Consider the following 16829-nt stretch of genomic DNA (forward strand, 5'->3'; position numbering starts at 1 on the left):
GGCTTATGCCTTTTCCGTCGGAGTGCTGGTGCGGTCGACCGTCAGCGATGGATCGCCGGCGATGCCGGCCAAAACATTTCGCAGCTCGGCGGCCGCTCGCTTGCCGAACCCGTTTTCGAATGTCTCCTGCGCCGCGAGCCAGAGTGGCCGCGCGTCGGCAAGGCGCGAGCGCCCCGCGCGTGTCAGCTTGACCAGGCGGCTGCGACGATCGGCCTCGTCGTGCTCCAGCGTGACCAGACCGTCGCGCTGGAGCGGGCGCAGGTTCTGGCCGATGGTGGACTGGTCGATCACCAGCGCCTCGGCGAGGTCGCCGATCGACGGCGGAGCGTCGCCGCGGCGATGGATTTCGGTCAGAAGGGCATACTGGGTCGAACGGAGCCCCGAGGCCTCCAGTGCAGCGTCGTAGAACAGCGTCATGTGCCGCGACGCCTTGCGCAAGGCCGCGCAATTGCAGCGGTTTCGCTCCAGCACAGGCAGCTCTTGCTCAGCCATCACACCCCCAATAGCGGGATATCCCGTTATCTTGATATAGGGATATCCCGATATTTCGCGGCCGTCAACCCGGGAGTCCTCGGCCTCACGCCTCACACCCCCGTGAGGCGGTTTCGTCGGGGATGATCCAACGACATCGAGACGCAGGCGGACGAAGCCGTTTTCCCAAACCCTCGAAAAACGCAGGAAAGATGCGGGGTCTAGGCTGCGCCCCATGATCAACAATGGAGTTCGATCATGTTGGGTCAATTGTTCAGTCTGATCTATCGCCTGTCCTGCCGGACCACCCTGATCGAGATCGGGACGCATCGCCTCGCCCGCTGACAATGCGGGGCCGCGCTTTAGGTAAGACGGATTGACCGGATAACGGGGGTTATCATGCGCAAGCTGATCCTGATCGCCGCAATGACGCTGATCGCGACCCAGGCCCATGCCGGCACGCGGAGCCTGAGCCTCGCGGCAACCAACGGAAGCCAGCAGACGACCGAGCAGCCGGCCCCGGAGACTGCGCCGCAAGCAACGCAAGCTCCGGCCACGACGCCGACGGTCAATGTCCAGACAGCGACCACGACACCCGCGCCGAGCGCACCGGCGACACAAACGGAAACAGCGACAGTTCCAGCCGCGACACCTTCTCGCGCAACCAATACGACCGTCGCCAGCTCGACCGAAATCGTCAAACCGAAGCGCGGACAGCCGTCGGTCGAAACCCAGGTGATCCGCGAGCTGCATCGGCACGGGATCTATTGGTGAGAGCGCACAACTCGCTCTTGCGAAGCAGTGACGGGAAAGAGCGGGGGCTAAATCCCCAAATATTTGTGCTGCAGATCCGGCTCGGCCATCAGCTGGTCCGACGTGCCGTTCCACACGGTCTTGCCGCGCTCGATGATGTAGTGGCGGTCGCAGATGCGGGCGAGGTGGTCGACATTCTTGTCGACGACCAGGATCGACTGACCCCGACTCTTCAGAAGCGACAAGCAGTTCCAGATCTCGTCGCGGATCAGCGGCGCGAGGCCCTCGGTCGCTTCATCCAGGATCAGGAGTTTTGGGTTGGTCATCAGCGCGCGGCCGACGGCCAGCATCTGCTGCTCACCGCCGGAGAGCTGGTTGCCCATGTTGGCGGCGCGCTCGGCAAGCCGCGGGAAGAGAATGTAGATGGCGGCCAGTGTCCAGGGATTGGCGCTGCTGAAGCGATCGGCGGCGGCTGCGACCAGATTCTCGCGCACGGTGAGGTTCGGGAAGATCTGGCGTCCCTCAGGGACGAGGCCGACGCCGAGCTTGGCGATGCGATAGGACGGCAGCTGCCTGACCTCGGCGCCCGCAAAGCGGATAGCTCCGGCGCGTGCCGGCGTCAGGCCCATGATGGAGCGGATCGTGGTGGTCTTGCCCATGCCGTTGCGGCCCATCAGCGAGACCATCTCGCCGGGCTTGATCGACAGCGACAGGCCAAACAGCACCTGCGAAAGGCCATAGCAGGTCTCGATGCCGTCGACCTCGAGCAGCGCGTCAGCCATGGTGCGTCACCACATGCGCCTCGCCGAGATAAGCGCGCTTGACGTCTTCATTGGCGCGGATCGCCGAGGGATCACCGGAGGCAATGACGCGACCATAGACCAGCACCGAGATGCGGTCGGCGAGCGCGAAGACTGCCGGCATGTCGTGCTCGACCAGCACGATCGAGACCTCCTTGCGCAGCTCCTGGAGCAGTTTCACCATGCGCTGGGATTCGGTGACGCCGAGGCCGGCCATCGGCTCGTCGAGCAGCAAAAGCTTCGGCTTGCTTGCGAGCGCGACCGCCAGCTCGAGCTCGCGCCGCTCGCCATGGCTGAGCCTGGACACCACGATTTCGGCACGATGGCCGAGGCCGACGCGATCGAGCGCGGCGTGCGCAGCGTCGCGCAGGCTCTTTTCCTTGCGTGCGTTGGCGAAGAAGCGGAACGAGTGGCCCGCATGCGCCTGCGCCGCCAGGGCGACATTGTCGGCCGCGGTGAAGTCGAGCAACAGCGAGGTGATCTGGAACGAACGCGCCAGGCCCAGCGCGCAGCGGCGATAGGCCGGAAGGTACGTGATGTCGCGGCCACCGAGCGAGACGCTGCCGGCATGCGGTTCGAGATGCCCGGTGAGCTGGCTGATCAGCGTGGTCTTGCCGGCGCCGTTCGGGCCGATGATGGCGTGCAGCTCGCCGGCCGACACATCCAGCGAGACGTTGTCCGTCGCGGTAATGCCGCCGAAGCGGCGAACCAGCTTTTCGACGCGGAGCAGCGGTTCAGCCACGGCCAACCCTCCCCAACAGGCCCATGATGCCGCCGCGACCGAACAGCACGATCAGCAGCAAGAGCGGCCCCATGATCAGCGCCCAATATTCCGTGATCTGCGACAGGAATTCTTCCAGCAAAAGATAGACCACCGCGCCCATCACCGGGCCGAACAGCGTACCCATGCCTCCCAGGATCACCATCACCATGAGGTCGCCGGAGCGTGTCCAGTACATCACGGCCGGGCTGACGAAATCCGTGTTGTTGGCGAGCAGCGCGCCGGCAAGGCCGCACATGGTGCCAGAGATGACGAAGCAGACCAGCTGGTAGCGTTTTGCCGGAAAGCCGATCGCCTGCATGCGCTGCTCGTTGGAGCGCAGGCCCTGCACGACAAGGCCGAAGCGCGAGTTGACGATGCGCCAGATCAGGAAGATCACGCCGAGCAGACAGGCGAGGCAGAGATAGTAGAACTGCGTGCGGTTCGACAGGTTGATCAGTCCGGAAAAGTCGCTGCGCTTGTAGACGGTCAAGCCGTCGTCGCCGCCGTAACGCGCGAGGCCCGAGGCGACGTAATAGGCCATCTGCGCGAACGCAAGCGTGATCATGATGAAATAGACGCCGCGGGTGCGCAAGCTGAGCGCGCCGATCACGAGCGCGTAGGTCGCGGATGCTGCAAGCGCGACCGGAAACTGGATGAAGCCGCTTCCAACGCCTTCCTGTGCCAGCATGCCGACGGCGTAGCCGCCGATACCAAGATAGGCGGCGTGGCCAAAGCTCATCATGCCGCCATAGCCCATGATGAGGTTGAGGCTGGCGGCCGCCAGCGCCAGGATGACGATGCGGGTAAACAGCGTCAGGATGAAGATGTTGCCGCTAAGCTGCGAATAGAGCGGCAGCAGCACGAGGCCCGCCAGCATCAGGGCCGTGACGGCCTTGCTCACCGTGAAAGCCTTCATCGACGGTTGGCCGGAAACAGCCCCTCCGGCCGCACCACCAGCACGATCGCCATCAACAGATAGATCAGCATGGACGACAGCGCGGGCGCGGCGGTGGAGGCAGCGGCGCCGCTCAGCACCTGCCGCAACAGATTGGGCAGGAAGGCGCGGCCGAGCGTGTCGATCATGCCGACGAAGATCGCGGCCAGGAACGCGCCGCGGATCGAGCCGATCCCGCCGATCACGATGATGACGAAGGCGAGGATCAGAATGTTCTCGCCCATGCCGATCTGCACGGTGAGGATCGGCGCCTGCATCAGACCGGCCAATCCGGCGAGCGCGGCGCCGAGGCCGAACACCAGCGTGTAGAGCAGCTTGATGTTGATGCCGAGCGCGCCGATCATCTCGCGGTTGGAGGCGCCGGCGCGGATCAGCATGCCGATACGGGTGCGCATCACGCCGAGATAGAGCAGCAGTGCCACCAGCAGCGCGACGACGATGATGGCGAGGCGGTAAGCAGGATAGTGAATGCCGGGCAGGATCGGCACCGGCACGGTGAGCCAGGCCGGCAGCGGCAGCGCGAGACCCGCGGGGCCCCAGATCAGCCGCACGGCTTCATTGAAGAACAGGATCAGGCCGAAGGTCGCGAGCACATGGTCGAGATGGTCGCGCCCGTAGAGATGCCTCAGCGCACTCATCTCCAGCACGATGCCGAGGAGCAGCGTGGCGCCGAGCGCCAGCAGCGCGCCGAGCAGGAAGCTGCCGGTCCAGGCCGCGAAGGTCGCGGCGAAATAGGCGCCCATCATGTAGAGCGAGCCGTGCGCGAGGTTGACGAGATCCATGATCCCGAACACCAGCGTCAGGCCGGCGGCGAGCAGGAATAGCAGCAGACCGAACTGCAATCCGTTCAAGAACTGTTCGACGACGAGCAGCATCAAAACTCTCTCAGGCGCACGCGGACGCGCGCCGATGTTCGAACACAGTCGCCATCAGTGAAAGAGCTCCCCCTGCCTCTTCAAGGCCGAAAAATGGGTAATGGCAGTATCGTTCCGAGGCAAGAGCGATTCCACGCCAAACATGCACTTTGTTGCATCCTGGCGCATGAGGTCGAGCGTACCGTGCAAGAAGGCTGCCGCAGCTTGTGGGTCAACCTGCCGCAGGACGTGATGCCCGGGCTTGTCCCGGGCATCCACGTTCTTCATGCCACGTGGCTTAACGTGGATGGCCGGGACAAGCCCGGCCACGACGCCGTGGAGGCCTCATGGCCTAGTCTGTCGATTCATATGCCATCGCCCTCCCCCCGTTGCCCGGGGAGAGGGTGCAATCTTGTCCACACGAAACAGGGATGTTTCTAGTGCGACGTGATCTGGTGGGAAAGATTATCCGGCTCGGCGAGCTCGCTGTTGGCCGTCGAGGCCTCCAGCGCGGCCATCCGGAACAAATAGGCCAGCGTCGCCAACCCGGTGTCTTCCGCCATCTGCGCAAGCTCGAGCGCCATGTCGGACATATAGCCGAGGTTCTCGTCCTTGCTCTGCGCCATGATTTGGCTATCCCGCATCATGTTCGACATCTCAGGCGCTCTTTCGTTGCGCGGCAGTGCGGCCGCAGAGGTTGGCACGGGCGATGCAGTCGAGACGTGGACCGTCCTGTTGGACGACGTTCTTCATCCCAATGCGATCGCACACGGTATCGAGCGAGTCCTGACGGACCTCGATGGTTGCGGCCATGGTCCAGGAGCCCTCGACCAGCGCCGGCAATCCCAGCGGCGTGACGACGAAGCCGATGTCGTGGAATCGCGGCAACCACCATGTCTCCATGACCAGGCAGAGACGCTCGATCCCCTGATCGAGGCAGAACTCCTGCATCGCCGCCATCAGTTGCAGGTTGAGCGCGCCGTCGCGTCGCTCGCGCGACACGAAGAAGCGCGACCATTCCCAGACCAGCGGATCCGACGGGCAGCCCCGCACTGCGGCGAGATGGGGGAACACCTCGCTCATCATGGTCGGCTTGGTGGTTGGATAAAGGCGATAGCCGCCGAGCACACGGCGGTTGTCGAGAGCCAGCAGATAGATCGTGTCCTCATTGTCGTAGGCGTCGACCTCGCGGCCGTCGGGCTTGCGCAGCGCCTCCCATTTGCGCTCTTCGACGAAAATCTCGTGACGCAGCCGGAAATGTTGCTCGATGACGTCCTCGTAGCGGTGCCGGTTCTCGGCAGAAATGACATGAATCATGAACTCCCCCATGGCTTGAAATGGGGGAAGCGTCGGGGAAAAAGGCGTAATCGACTATTGGGAAATTTCCCAGTAGGCGACGATTTCAGGGAGTGATGATTCTCTGGCGGATCGCGATCGCGACCGCATGCGTCCGGTTGACGGCACCAAGCTTGCGCGCGGCAGTTGCAAGATGCTCTTCCGCGGTGCGTTGCGTGATGTTGAGAATCTCGCCGATCTCCCAGGCGGACTTGCCCTGCGACGCCCAGGCGATCACCTCGCGCTCCCGTGGGGTGAGGCGCGCCGACGGATGCGGCGGCGGCGCGAGCAGACGACGGATGTGATCGAAGCCGTACATCGCGATCAGGTGCAGTGCCGGCTTGCTGCGGGCATTGAGATCGAGATGGACGCCACCGAGCGAGACACCGGCCTCGTAGCCGGTCAACCCGTGGATCGGCACGACGAAGCCATGCGACATGCGGAAATCGGCGGCGCGCCGCATCACCTCCACTGCGCCGGGCTCAGCTTCCGCATCGTAAGGAGCTTCCGACCATTCGAACGGATTCACGGTGTGCCGGCATTTGCGGATCACGGGATCGACGCGGTCGTAGCTCTTCTCGGTATAGATGCTGAACCATTCGGCCGGCCACTTCTTGGCCAGCACCATCTGGGAAAAGCGCTGTTCGGGATTCGGCAAGCCGGTGACGATGATGTGCTCGAAGCCGTACCGGCCGAACGCGACCGCAAGCGCATCCATGGCGTCCGGAACCTTTCCATAGGTTCCGAGCCCTTCGATGAAGTCCAGCGCTTCCCGGCCATAATCCACGGCGGACATCGGTGCGTTCCCCGACCCTCGCCGTTCGGTATAGCACGTCTTTGGGGGCCGCCTCAATTCACCGCTTCCGTAGTTTTCCGGTGAGCCATTGGCTCTGAAGATTTAATCTACTTGTGGAGGAAGTGACGTCAAGATACACCTAAGACGTCTAGAGCGGGAAAGCCACGATGGAAGACGAGAACATCGCCCTCAACAGCGTGCTCGGCCTGGAATTGAACCGCGTGTTTTTTGCCGTCCGCGATACGGCAAACAAGCAGAAGATCATCGAGTTCGCGCGCGACGTGCTGCAAAGCGAGCGCGCGGAGCGGCCCGGCAGCGTGTCGCCCGAGGGACCGGCGAGCTAGGGCTACGCAGGTGCAGCAAACGCGGCGCGACACGCGTCGATGCCCTGTCATTCGAACGGGCTGATTTTAGTCGAAATACTCCAACCGCACACACCAACAGGCATTTGCCGCTGGATGACCTTGCATCCGACGTGAGATGATCGCAGCTTCGATCGTCTTTTGGATACCAAGGACATGATGACGCTGCGCCAGGTTGAAGTGATCCGTGCCGTAATGGTGACGGGCACCATTGGCGGCGCGGCGAAGCTTTTGAACGTGTCGGCGCCGGGCATCAGCCGTCTGGTCAAATACACCGAGCGCTCGCTCGGCATCCGCTTCTTCCAGCGCCAGAACGGACGCTATTTCCCGACGCCCGAAGCCGAGAACATCTTTGAGCAGATCAACGGCGTCTACAAGAAAGTCGACGACCTCTCCGAGATCATCTCCAAGATCGGCCGAGGCGGCTTGTCGGAGCTGCGCATCGGCTCGGTGCCGAGTATCTCGCAGGTGATGGTGCCGCGCGCGATCGAGCGGGTCCGGCGCCGCTATCCCGACCTCGGCATCGACATCAACATCCTCAAGCTCGAGGAAGCCATCGACTATCTCTTGCTCGGCCGCGGCGAATGCGTGGCGATGAGCTACCGGCTGGAGCATTCCGGGCTGGAGTTCATGCCGCTCGCCTCGGGCGAGCTCTATTGCATCGTGCCGCCCGGCCACGAGCTTGCCGGCCGCAAGCAGGTCTCGGCCGCCGAGATCACCCGCTATCCGCTGATCGGCATCGATCCGAACGATCCCTACGGCCGGATCATGGCCGAGATCTTTGCGCGACACCGGCTCGCCTACAACATCACCATCCGCGCCCGCTTCGGCACCACGGTCTGCGCGCTGGTGAAGGCGGGGCTCGGCATCGCCATCATCGATCAGTTCACCGTGGCCCATGGCGGCTATCCCGGCATCGAGCTGTTGAAGATCACCGAGCCGACCCGGTTCGACACCTACATCGCGGTCAAGCGCGGCGCGCCGCTGTCGCTCCATGTCGAGCATTTCATCGAATCCCTGCGCGCCGAGATGCGAGCAGTCGAGCCGTCCCGGGGCAACGGCAAGGCTCCCGCAGGGCGCGGACGCCGAAAATAACATTATGTTAGGTTTGCCAAATAAATGGGTAATTGTGTTAGGCGGGGGAAAGACTATCGTCCCCCACCGAAGCCCCCTTGGAATTGCGCAGATTTCACGGCTAATGGCCGGAAATCAGCGCACCTCACCAGGCGATAGTGGATCATGTCAAAGCGCGGACCTGCCGCTTCCAAAAAGCTCCTGACCGGCCTGATCGGCGCGCCGATCGCCCATTCCGCCTCTCCCGCCATGCATGAACGCGCCGCCCAGGCGCTCGGCTTGCGCGGCCACTACCAGCTCATCGAGGTCGCAGGAGCCGACGCGACCGGGCTCAGCATGATGCTCGAAGGCGTGCGGCGGCTCGGCTTTGCCGGCGTCAACGTCACATTTCCCTACAAGGAAGCGGTCGTCCCACTGCTCGACGGGCTGGCGCCGGGTGCCGCCGCCATGGGCGCGGTCAACACCGTCGTCGTCAAGGGCGGCCGGCTGATCGGCCACAACACCGACACGACCGGGTTCGCACACGCCGTCACGCCGCTGCTGGCGGCTTCCGGAAATGCGGTGGCCGTGATCGGCACCGGCGGCGTCGGCAAGGCGATCGCCTTTGCGCTCGCAAGCCTAGAGGTCGCCGACCTCCGCGTCTTCGATAGCGAGCCGGCGCGGGCCGAAAAGCTTGCCGCGCTGCTGGTCAAGCATGGAGGTGCGCGGGTGGCCACGAGCGTCAAGGACGCGCTCGACGGCGCAACCGGTCTCGTCAACGGCACGCCGGTCGGCATGCTGCCGAACCGGGACACCCCGGTCCCAGCCACGCTGCTGCGCGAGAACCTGTGGGTCGCCGACGCCGTCTATTCGCCGCTGATCACACCGCTCCTGGCGGCAGCGCAAGCCAAGGGCGCGCGGATCATGACCGGGCGCGAGCTTGCGATCTACCAGGCCGCCGACGCCTTCGAACTGTTCACAGGCCTTGCCCCGTCGACCGAGGTCATGGGAGAGGCATTCGACGAAGTGATGGCGGCACGAAGCGCAGCCTATCAGTCAGCGTAACCGAAGCGGCCGGCACAAGGTCGCGGGGAATATCAAAGGAAACGGGAGGAGAGACATGAGATCGACCTTACTGGCAGGCGCCCTGCTTGCCTTCGCCGCTACAGCCAGCGCCCAGGCGCAGGCGATCAAGCTCGCCGACGTCGCCGAGCTGTCCGGCGGCGGCGCCACCGTCGGCACCAACTGGAAGAATGGCATCGACCTCGCGATCGAGGAGATCAACGCCAAGGGCGGCGTGCTCGGCCGCAAGCTGGAGGTCACCCACGCCGACTCGCAATCCAATCCCGGCGTCGCCCGCGCGCAGGTGCAGAAGGCGCTCGACGCCGAGCCCTACGTGCTGCTCGGCCCGGGCTATTCCGGCTCGGTCAAGGTCACCGCCCCGCTCGCAGCCGAAGCCGGCATCGCGCAGATCATGGGCGGCGAAGCCGCCGAATTGACGCAGGCCGGCAACAAGTTTCTGTTCCGCACCTCGTTCGGCCAGCAATCCTCGATGCCGAAGGTGGCAAAATACATCCACGACGAGATGAAGGCGAAGTCGGTCGCAGTGGTCTGGGTCAACAACGACTTTGGCCGCGGCGGTCGCGACGTGGTGGTCAAGGAGCTCGACCGGCTCGGCTCCAAGGTTGTCGCCGATCTCTCCACTGAGGCGGGCCAGGCGGATTTCGCCGCCGACGTCAGCAAGATCAAGACCGCCAATCCCGACGCCGTGTTCGTCTATCTCAACGAAGAAGAGAGCGCGCGCATCCTGAAAGAGCTGAAGCGCCAGGGCGTCACCGCGCCGTTGATGGGCGAGACCACGCTGATCGGACAGAAGGTGATCGAGCTCGCAGGTGATGCCGCCAACGGCGCGCGCGGCCATGTCGGCCTCACCACCGATGCGCCGGTCGACCTGATCAAGGCGTTCCGCGAGAAGTTTGCGAAGAAGTACAATTACGTGCCCGACCATAACGGGTTGAAGGGCTATCTCGCCGTCTACATGGTGAAGGCGACCACCGAAAAGATGGGCAAGGTCGATTCCAAAGCCTTCGCCGACACGCTGCACGGCCTGACCATCAAGGCTGCCGACGAGCCGGGCATCCTGATGGACGTGACCTTCAGCGACACCGGCGACATCGACCGCCAGAGCTTCCTGGTCGAGGTGGTCGAAGGCAAGCAGGCGGTGAAGCAGGTGCTGCCCAAGGTGAAGTGAGAGTTTGCTTCGCCTCTCCGCGCGCGCGGGGAGAGGCCGGAATATGCGAGAGCAAATTCCGGGTGAGGGGGAGAAGAAAGAGGGGAAAATGTCCAATCTGTTCGATCTTCTGGTTGCGGGACTGGCCACCGGCGCGATCTATGCGCTGGTCGCGGTCGGCTTCACGCTGCTGTGGCAGACCTCGCAGACCATCAATTTCGCGCAAGGCGAGTTCGTGATGCTGCCGGCGTTCCTGATGCTGGCTGCGATGCACGCCGGCGCGCCGTTCTGGCTCGCGATCATCCTCGGGATTCTGCTGTCGATGATCCTGCTCGGCCTCGCCTTCAAGATGCTGCTGGTCGATCCGATGATGCGTCATGGCGTGCTGCCTCTGGCGATTGCAACGATGGCGCTGGCGATCGGCATCAAGGAAGCCGTGAAACAGTTCTTCAGCGCGGAGGCCTCGCCCTTTCCGTCGATCGTGCCGACGGGTGATGTCTCGATCCTCGGCCACGCCGTGTCGCTGCAAAGCATCGGCGTCCTCGTCGTCGCCATTTTCGCCGTGCTCGGCCTGACCACGCTGCTCAACCGCACCTCGCTCGGCCATCAGATGCAGGCAGCAGCTCAGAATCCGACCGTCGCGCGCATCATCGGCGTGCCGGTCGAGCGCATGATCCTCTTGACCTTTCTGATCAACGCCTTCCTGGTCGCGCTGGCCTCGCTGCTGATCACGCCGATCTATCTCGCCAAATTCTCGAGCGGCGAAGTGCTGGGCCAGGCGGCTTTCATCGCCGCGATCGTCGGCGGCTTCAACCAGGTGCGTGGCGCGATCGCCGGCGGCCTGCTGATCGGCGTCCTCGACAATCTCGCGGCAAGCTATGTCTCGACGCAATATCGCGCCGCGGTGCCATTGATCTTCCTGATCGTCGTGATCCTGTTCCGGCCGCAAGGATTGCTTGGTCGCGCCGAGGAGCGCACGGTATGAGCGGCTTTGCCAAACCCCTGAAGATCGCGCTCGGCCTCATCGTCATCGCCGGCCTGATCTCCATTCCCATGAACTTCAACCGCTACGGCCTGTTCATCCTGAGCCAGTGGGCCGTGATGACGATTGCCGCGATGGGGCTCAACCTCACGCTCGGCTATGCCGGCCAGGTTTCGCTGGCGCAGGGCGCCTTCGTCGGCATCGGCGCCTACGCGGCCGCGATCATGACGAGCCATGGCTGGCCGCTGCCGGCCGCGATCGTGGTCGCTATTATCTTGAGCTTCGCGGTCGGCTGGGTGCTCGGCTATCCCGCGCTGCGCGTCCAGCATCATTACCTCGCCTTCGTCACGCTCGCCTTCTCGACCTTGGCCTTCCTGGTGTTCCGCAACGAGAGCTGGCTCACCGGCGGCATCTACGGCATCTCCAATATTCCGCGGCCCCACTTTTTCGGGATCGCGACCAACAAGCCGCTGCCGTTCTACTATGTCTGCCTCGGCTCGCTCGCAATCGTGTCGCTGGCGGTGTGGTGGCTGATCCGCTCGCCCTGGGGCCGCGCCTTCATGGCGCTGCGCGAAAACCCGCTGCGCGCACAGTCGCTTGGCATCGACACGCGCCGCTATACGCTGATGGCGTTCGCGATCGGCTCGTCGCTGGGCGGCGTCGCCGGTGCCCTCTATGCGCCGCTGACGCAATATATCGATCCGGTGCCGTTCAATTTGTCGCTCTCGCTCGACCTGCTGATGATGGTGATCGTCGGTGGCGCCGGCTTTTATTTCGGGCCGTTCCTCGGCGCCATGATCGCCGTGCTGCTGCCGGAATGGCTGCGCTTCACCGAGGGCTACTACTTGATGCTGTACGCGGTCGCGGTGATGGGGCTTTTGATCTGGTCGCCGACCGGCATTTTGGGAATCCTCGACCGCTATCTCGCCGAGCGCCGCACCAGGGCGGCTTCCGCGCTGCGCGCCGTCGCAAAGTCCCGATTGGAGACCGCGCAATGAGCGTGCTCGAAGTCACCAACATCAAGAAAAGCTTCGGCGGCATCACCGCGGTCGACGGCGTGTCCTTCGACGTCCGCGAAGGCGAGATCCTCGGCCTGATCGGCCCGAATGGTTGCGGCAAGTCCACGCTGTTCAATTGCATCCTCGGCCAACTCACGCCCACCGGCGGCGAGGTCAAGCTCGACGGCAAGGTGGTCACGGGCCTGCGCCCCGCCGAGCTCAACAAGCTCGGTGTCAGCCGCACCTTCCAGCTCTTGCAGGTGTTCCCAAAGCTCTCGGTGCGCGAGAACCTGATTCTCGCAGGACAGGAGCACCAGGGCAACATGGCCTCGCGCCTGGTCGGCCGCTCCGACGCCGGACTGACGGATACCGCCAACCAGATGATCGGCTTCTTCAAGCTCGATCATCTCGCTGCCGAGCCGGCCGGCGGATTGTCCTACGGCCAACAGAAGCTGCTCGATGCCGCCATGGCGTTCATGGGCGGCCCGCGCCTGGTGCTGCTCGACGAGCCCGCCGGCGGCGTCAACCCGTCGATGCTGACGGATTTGAAGGAGCGGCTGGTCGCGATCAACCGCGAGAAGAACGCCACCTTCGTCGTGATCGAGCACAATATGGAATTCGTGATGTCGCTGTGCTCGCGCGTGATGGTGATGGCGGAAGGCAAGGTGCTGGCGATGGGTCGGCCCGACGAGGTCCGCAAGGACCCCGCCGTGATCGAAGCTTATCTGGGACATTAGACCATGAGCGACCCGATCCTCTCGGTTCACAATCTCGTCGGCGGCTACGGCAAGATGACGATCTTGAACGGCACGACCTTCGTTGTGCCGGAGGCGACCATCACCACCATTATCGGCCCCAACGGCGCCGGCAAGTCGACCGTGTTCAAGGCGATCTTCGGCCTGTTGAAGCTGCGCGACGGCAAGATCAACTTTGCGGGCAGAGACGTCACCAGTTTGAGCCAGCGCGCGCTGCTCAACGCCGGCATCTGCTACGTGCCACAGGGCCGCAACATCTTTCCCGAGCTCTCGGTCCGCAGCAACATCGAGCTTGGCGGTGTCTCGGCCGGGAAAGGCATCGACCTGCCCAAGCGGATCGAAGCTGCGCTCGATCTGTTTCCGGCGCTGCGGCGCAAATCGACGCAGCAGGCCTCCACGCTCTCGGGCGGCGAGCAGAAGCAGCTCGAAATCGCCCGCTCGCTGCTGCTCGAGCCAAAGCTCGTGCTGATCGACGAGCCCTCGATCGGCCTGTCGCCACTGATGGTGCAGCAGACCTTCGATATCCTGAAGAGCCTACGCGACCGCGGCGTCACCATCCTGATGATCGAGCAGAACGCGCGCTCGGCGCTGGAGATCTCGGATTTCGGCATCGTGCTCGAGCTTGGCCAGACCCGCATCGTCGACAAGGCGGAACGCATTTTAAACGACCCGCGCATCGGCCAGCTCTTCCTCGGTGGTGCCATGGAGGAGAGCGCGGCATGAGCGCGAAAATGCGCATCGCCGTTGCCGGCGCCGGCCTGATCGGTCGCCGCCACATCGAATTGATCGCGGCATCGCCGGATTGCGAGCTGGCGGGCATCGCCGACCCCTCGCCGTCTGCAAAGGACTATGCGCAGACACGCAGCGCGCCCTGGCATGCGGATCACCGCGCGCTGCTGCAGCAGGAGAAGCCCGACGGCCTGATCATCGCCTCCCCCAACACGCTGCATTTTCAGATGGCGCTCGACTGTGCAGATGCCGGAGCGCCCGCACTGATCGAGAAGCCCGTGACCGACACTGTCGCGGCTGCGCAACGCCTGTGCGCCGCGATCAGGCGGACCGGCGTGCCGATGCTGGTCGGTCATCACCGCCGGCATAATCCCATCATCAAGGCCGCGCGCGAGGCGGTGACGACCGGCAGGCTTGGCCAACTTACCGCCGTAGTCGGACTGTGGCTGTTGAAGAAGCCCGATGATTATTTCGAGGTGGCGTGGCGGCGTGAGCGGGGCGGGGGCCCGCTGCTGATCAATCTCATCCACGATATCGACAACCTCCGCTTCATCTGCGGTGAGATTGCTGAAGTGCAGGCGCTGACCTCGAACAAGGTTCGCGGCTTTGCCGTCGAAGACACCGCGGCGCTACTGTTGCGCTTTACGAGTGGCGCGCTGGGAACCGTGACCGTGTCGGATGCAACACCGGCGCCGTGGAGCTGGGAACTGGCGGCGGGCGAGAACGCGGCGTACCCGAAGCAGGATCAGCCCTGCTACATCTTCTCCGGCACCAAGGGATCGCTCTCCGTGCCGAACATGGAGCTGTGGTCCTACGCGCAGCAGCCCGGCTGGTACGCGCCGCTGTCGCGCGAGACCATCGCACCGGCGGCGTTCGATCCGCTGGCCGAGCAGCTCCGGCATTTCTGCGCGGTGATCGCGGGCCGCGAACAACCGCTGATTTCAGCCGAAGACGCGATGGGAACGCTCGCCGTCGTCGAAGCCGTCAGCGAGGCCGCGCGCACGGGCCAAAAAATCTCACCGGGCCGAATCCTGGAGCAGGCAGCATGAACAAGCGCTCGATCGCGACCGTTTCTCTCTCGGGGGCGCTGGACGAAAAGCTTCGCGCCATCGCATCCGCCGGCTTCGAGGCGGTCGAGATTTTCGAGAACGATCTGCTGTCGTTCGGCGCGGGGCCGCGCGACATCGCGAAACTCTGCAAGGACCTCAACCTCGAGATCTGCGCGTTCCAGCCGTTCCGCGATTTCGAGGGCATGCCGGAGCCGCAGCGGTCGCGCAACTTCGCCCGCGCCGAGCGCAAGTTCGATCTGATGCAGGAGCTCGGCACCGATCTGCTGCTGATCTGCTCCAATGTCTCGCCCAGCTCACTCGGCGGCATCGACCGCGCTGCGGATGATTTTCGCGAGCTCGGCGATCGTGCGGGCAAGCGGGGCTTGCGTGTCGGGTACGAGGCGCTGGCCTGGGGACGCCATGTCAACGACTACCGCGACGCCTGGGAGATCGTGCGGCGCGCCGACCACCCGGCGATCGGCGTCATCCTCGACAGCTTTCATGCACTCGCCCCGGGCTTCCCGGTCCGGGCGATGGCCTCGATCCCCGGCGACAAGATCTTTCTGGTGCAGCTTGCAGATGCGCCAAAGCTCGAGCTCGACATCCTGTCGCGGAGCCGGCACTTCCGCTCCTTCCCCGGGCAGGGCGATCTGCCGGTCCGCGAATTCATGCAGGCGATCGCGGCGACCGGCTATTCCGGTCCGTGGTCGCTGGAAATCTTCAACGACCAGTTCCGTGCCGGCTCGGCGGCGCAAACCGCGGTCGACGGCCTGCGCTCGCTGATCCTGTTGCAGGACCAGCTCGCCCCGGACTGGCCGAAACTCGTCGGCGAGCCTTTGGCGCCGAAGGCCAGGAGCAGCGGCACCGGCTTTATCGAGTTTGCCGTCAACGAGACCAAGGCCGGCGAGCTCGCGCATCTGTTCTCACAGCTCGGCTTCCGCAAGACCGGCAAGCATCGCAGCAAGGCGGTGGAGCGTTGGTCGCAGGGTAAGGTCGAGCTCGTGATCAACTCGGAGACCGACGGTTTTGCACATTCGCATTACGTCACACACGGCCCCGGCGTCTGCGCCATTGCGCTCGACGTCGACAATGCGGGCCTCGCGATGCAGCGCGCCGAGACGCTGAAGGCACGTACCTTCTATCAACCGGTCGGGCCCGGGGAGCTGGAGATCCCGGCGATCCACGGCGTCGGCGGCAGTCTTCTGTATTTCCTCGACCAGGCCGGCAAGAACTGGGATACGGATTTCGAAGCCGTTAAAAGCGATGCGAGCGCGGACGCACTGCTCGCCGTCGATCACATCGCGCAGTCGATGCCCTATGACGAGATGCTGTCCTGGCTGCTGTTCTACACCGGCATCCTCGACCTGACGCGGCTGCCGCAGATGGAGATCGCCGATCCCAGAGGCCTGGTGCAGAGCCAGGCCGTCATCAACGGCGACCGGAGCCTGCGCTTCGTGCTCAACGGCTCCTCCGCCAATCGCACGCTGCCGGCGCGCTTCATTTCGGAATTCTTCGGCTCAGGCGTGCAGCACATCGCATTCTCGTGCAACGACATCTTTGCCACCGTCGCTGCGATGCGCGCCCGCGGCGCGGACTTCCTGGATATTCCCGATAATTATTACGACGACATCGAAGCCAAATACGACCTTGCACCCGATATCATGGCAAAACTGCGCGCCAACCACATCCTCTACGACCGCGAGGGCGACGGCGAGTTCTTCCAGGTCTACACCCACATTTTCGACGAGCGCTTCTTCTTCGAGATCGTCGAGCGGCGGAGCTATCAGGGCTTTGGCGCGGCCAATGCCGGCATCAGGCTCGCGGCACAGGCCCGCGAGGTGCGGCCTGCAAGCATGCCGCGGATGTAGGCTCGATCCACAACGTCATTGCGAGGAGCGAAGCGACGAAACAATCCAGAGTCTTCCCGCTGAGGGATTCTGGATT

Annotated in this window: 19 protein-coding genes; 11 read left to right on the forward strand and 8 right to left on the reverse strand. The window is 64.0% G+C overall.

Annotation, left to right across the window (positions count from 1 at the left end):
• Positions 1-3 precede the first annotated feature (3 nt).
• Positions 4-417 (reverse strand): MarR family winged helix-turn-helix transcriptional regulator, encoded by a 414-nt coding sequence (locus IC761_RS34665; protein ID WP_246791412.1) that lies wholly within the window; start codon positions 415-417, stop codon positions 4-6.
• Positions 418-870: 453 nt separating this feature from the next.
• Between IC761_RS34665 and IC761_RS34670 the strand changes: the two genes are divergently transcribed.
• A complete protein-coding gene (locus IC761_RS34670) occupies positions 871-1245 on the forward strand; it encodes a hypothetical protein (protein WP_195801090.1) in 375 nt (124 codons plus the stop codon).
• Positions 1246-1292: 47 nt separating this feature from the next.
• Here IC761_RS34670 and IC761_RS34675 read toward each other — a convergent pair whose 3' ends face one another.
• The 7 genes from IC761_RS34675 to IC761_RS34705 all read right to left on the reverse strand — a co-directional run bounded on the left by IC761_RS34675 (position 1293) and on the right by IC761_RS34705 (position 6727).
• Positions 1293-2006, reverse strand: a complete 714-nt coding sequence (locus IC761_RS34675; RefSeq protein WP_195801091.1) for an ABC transporter ATP-binding protein — start codon at positions 2004-2006, stop codon at positions 1293-1295.
• Entirely contained in the window at positions 1999-2766 is a 768-nt protein-coding gene (locus tag IC761_RS34680) for an ABC transporter ATP-binding protein (protein WP_195801092.1), read from the reverse strand. The genes IC761_RS34675 and IC761_RS34680 overlap by 8 nt, the downstream gene beginning before the upstream one ends.
• On the reverse strand, positions 2759-3703 hold the full coding sequence (locus IC761_RS34685) for a branched-chain amino acid ABC transporter permease (protein WP_195801093.1): 945 nt from the start codon (positions 3701-3703) through the stop codon (positions 2759-2761). Before IC761_RS34685 ends, IC761_RS34680 begins: the two co-directional genes overlap by 8 nt.
• Positions 3700-4617: a branched-chain amino acid ABC transporter permease gene (locus IC761_RS34690; RefSeq protein ID WP_195801094.1), complete on the reverse strand. Its 918-nt coding sequence runs from the start codon at positions 4615-4617 to the stop codon at positions 3700-3702. Before IC761_RS34690 ends, IC761_RS34685 begins: the two co-directional genes overlap by 4 nt.
• Before the next feature lie 416 nt (positions 4618-5033).
• Positions 5034-5252, reverse strand: a complete 219-nt coding sequence (locus tag IC761_RS34695; protein WP_195801095.1) for a hypothetical protein — start codon at positions 5250-5252, stop codon at positions 5034-5036.
• Between the two features lies 1 nt (position 5253).
• The gene (locus tag IC761_RS34700) at positions 5254-5913 is read right to left on the reverse strand and encodes an acyl-homoserine-lactone synthase (RefSeq protein WP_195801096.1); all 660 of its coding nucleotides are present in this window, start codon (positions 5911-5913) and stop codon (positions 5254-5256) included.
• Between the two features lie 85 nt (positions 5914-5998).
• Positions 5999-6727, reverse strand: coding sequence for a LuxR family transcriptional regulator (locus IC761_RS34705; RefSeq protein ID WP_195801097.1), 729 nt, complete (start codon positions 6725-6727; stop codon positions 5999-6001).
• Between the two features lie 167 nt (positions 6728-6894).
• Between IC761_RS34705 and IC761_RS34710 the strand changes: the two genes are divergently transcribed.
• From IC761_RS34710 to IC761_RS34755, 10 genes are all read left to right on the forward strand, one after another.
• The gene (locus IC761_RS34710) at positions 6895-7071 is read left to right on the forward strand and encodes a hypothetical protein (protein WP_128954487.1); all 177 of its coding nucleotides are present in this window, start codon (positions 6895-6897) and stop codon (positions 7069-7071) included.
• 174 nt (positions 7072-7245) lie between these two features.
• The gene (locus IC761_RS34715; RefSeq protein WP_195801098.1) at positions 7246-8184 is read left to right on the forward strand and encodes a LysR family transcriptional regulator; all 939 of its coding nucleotides are present in this window, start codon (positions 7246-7248) and stop codon (positions 8182-8184) included.
• A gap of 144 nt (positions 8185-8328) precedes the next feature.
• Positions 8329-9207 (forward strand): shikimate dehydrogenase, encoded by an 879-nt coding sequence (locus tag IC761_RS34720; RefSeq protein ID WP_195801099.1) that lies wholly within the window; start codon positions 8329-8331, stop codon positions 9205-9207.
• 55 nt (positions 9208-9262) lie between these two features.
• The gene (locus IC761_RS34725; RefSeq protein ID WP_195801100.1) at positions 9263-10393 is read left to right on the forward strand and encodes an ABC transporter substrate-binding protein; all 1131 of its coding nucleotides are present in this window, start codon (positions 9263-9265) and stop codon (positions 10391-10393) included.
• An 88-nt stretch (positions 10394-10481) separates the two neighbouring features.
• Positions 10482-11357: a branched-chain amino acid ABC transporter permease gene (locus IC761_RS34730; RefSeq protein ID WP_195801101.1), complete on the forward strand. Its 876-nt coding sequence runs from the start codon at positions 10482-10484 to the stop codon at positions 11355-11357.
• The gene (locus IC761_RS34735; protein ID WP_195801102.1) at positions 11354-12352 is read left to right on the forward strand and encodes a branched-chain amino acid ABC transporter permease; all 999 of its coding nucleotides are present in this window, start codon (positions 11354-11356) and stop codon (positions 12350-12352) included. The genes IC761_RS34730 and IC761_RS34735 overlap by 4 nt, the downstream gene beginning before the upstream one ends.
• Positions 12349-13089 (forward strand): ABC transporter ATP-binding protein, encoded by a 741-nt coding sequence (locus IC761_RS34740; protein ID WP_195801103.1) that lies wholly within the window; start codon positions 12349-12351, stop codon positions 13087-13089. The genes IC761_RS34735 and IC761_RS34740 overlap by 4 nt, the downstream gene beginning before the upstream one ends.
• Before the next feature lie 3 nt (positions 13090-13092).
• Positions 13093-13830 (forward strand): ABC transporter ATP-binding protein, encoded by a 738-nt coding sequence (locus tag IC761_RS34745; protein ID WP_195801104.1) that lies wholly within the window; start codon positions 13093-13095, stop codon positions 13828-13830.
• Positions 13827-14885, forward strand: a complete 1059-nt coding sequence (locus IC761_RS34750; RefSeq protein ID WP_195801105.1) for a Gfo/Idh/MocA family protein — start codon at positions 13827-13829, stop codon at positions 14883-14885. Before IC761_RS34745 ends, IC761_RS34750 begins: the two co-directional genes overlap by 4 nt.
• A complete protein-coding gene (locus IC761_RS34755) occupies positions 14882-16753 on the forward strand; it encodes a bifunctional sugar phosphate isomerase/epimerase/4-hydroxyphenylpyruvate dioxygenase family protein (protein ID WP_195801106.1) in 1872 nt (623 codons plus the stop codon). The genes IC761_RS34750 and IC761_RS34755 overlap by 4 nt, the downstream gene beginning before the upstream one ends.
• Positions 16754-16829 lie beyond the last annotated feature (76 nt).

The sequence above is a fragment of the Bradyrhizobium commune genome (assembly GCF_015624505.1).
Taxonomy (GTDB): domain Bacteria; phylum Pseudomonadota; class Alphaproteobacteria; order Rhizobiales; family Xanthobacteraceae; genus Bradyrhizobium; species Bradyrhizobium commune.

Bases quoted from the DNA above. Each gene is read 5' to 3' on its own strand.
- IC761_RS34755 (WP_195801106.1), top strand. From the start codon at position 14,882: ATGAACAAGCGCTCGATCGCGACCGTTTCTCTCTCGGGGGCGCTGGAC.
- IC761_RS34675 (WP_195801091.1), bottom strand. From the start codon at position 2,006: ATGGCTGACGCGCTGCTCGAGGTCGACGGCATCGAGACCTGCTATGGC.
- IC761_RS34750 (WP_195801105.1), top strand. From the start codon at position 13,827: ATGAGCGCGAAAATGCGCATCGCCGTTGCCGGCGCCGGCCTGATCGGT.
- IC761_RS34745 (WP_195801104.1), top strand. From the start codon at position 13,093: ATGAGCGACCCGATCCTCTCGGTTCACAATCTCGTCGGCGGCTACGGC.
- IC761_RS34710 (WP_128954487.1), top strand. From the start codon at position 6,895: ATGGAAGACGAGAACATCGCCCTCAACAGCGTGCTCGGCCTGGAATTG.
- IC761_RS34730 (WP_195801101.1), top strand. From the start codon at position 10,482: ATGTCCAATCTGTTCGATCTTCTGGTTGCGGGACTGGCCACCGGCGCG.
- IC761_RS34720 (WP_195801099.1), top strand. From the start codon at position 8,329: ATGTCAAAGCGCGGACCTGCCGCTTCCAAAAAGCTCCTGACCGGCCTG.
- IC761_RS34740 (WP_195801103.1), top strand. From the start codon at position 12,349: ATGAGCGTGCTCGAAGTCACCAACATCAAGAAAAGCTTCGGCGGCATC.
- IC761_RS34690 (WP_195801094.1), bottom strand. From the start codon at position 4,617: ATGCTGCTCGTCGTCGAACAGTTCTTGAACGGATTGCAGTTCGGTCTG.
- IC761_RS34685 (WP_195801093.1), bottom strand. From the start codon at position 3,703: ATGAAGGCTTTCACGGTGAGCAAGGCCGTCACGGCCCTGATGCTGGCG.
- IC761_RS34725 (WP_195801100.1), top strand. From the start codon at position 9,263: ATGAGATCGACCTTACTGGCAGGCGCCCTGCTTGCCTTCGCCGCTACA.
- IC761_RS34695 (WP_195801095.1), bottom strand. From the start codon at position 5,252: ATGTCGAACATGATGCGGGATAGCCAAATCATGGCGCAGAGCAAGGAC.
- IC761_RS34735 (WP_195801102.1), top strand. From the start codon at position 11,354: ATGAGCGGCTTTGCCAAACCCCTGAAGATCGCGCTCGGCCTCATCGTC.
- IC761_RS34670 (WP_195801090.1), top strand. From the start codon at position 871: ATGCGCAAGCTGATCCTGATCGCCGCAATGACGCTGATCGCGACCCAG.
- IC761_RS34705 (WP_195801097.1), bottom strand. From the start codon at position 6,727: ATGTCCGCCGTGGATTATGGCCGGGAAGCGCTGGACTTCATCGAAGGG.
- IC761_RS34715 (WP_195801098.1), top strand. From the start codon at position 7,246: ATGATGACGCTGCGCCAGGTTGAAGTGATCCGTGCCGTAATGGTGACG.
- IC761_RS34665 (WP_246791412.1), bottom strand. From the start codon at position 417: ATGACGCTGTTCTACGACGCTGCACTGGAGGCCTCGGGGCTCCGTTCG.
- IC761_RS34700 (WP_195801096.1), bottom strand. From the start codon at position 5,913: ATGATTCATGTCATTTCTGCCGAGAACCGGCACCGCTACGAGGACGTC.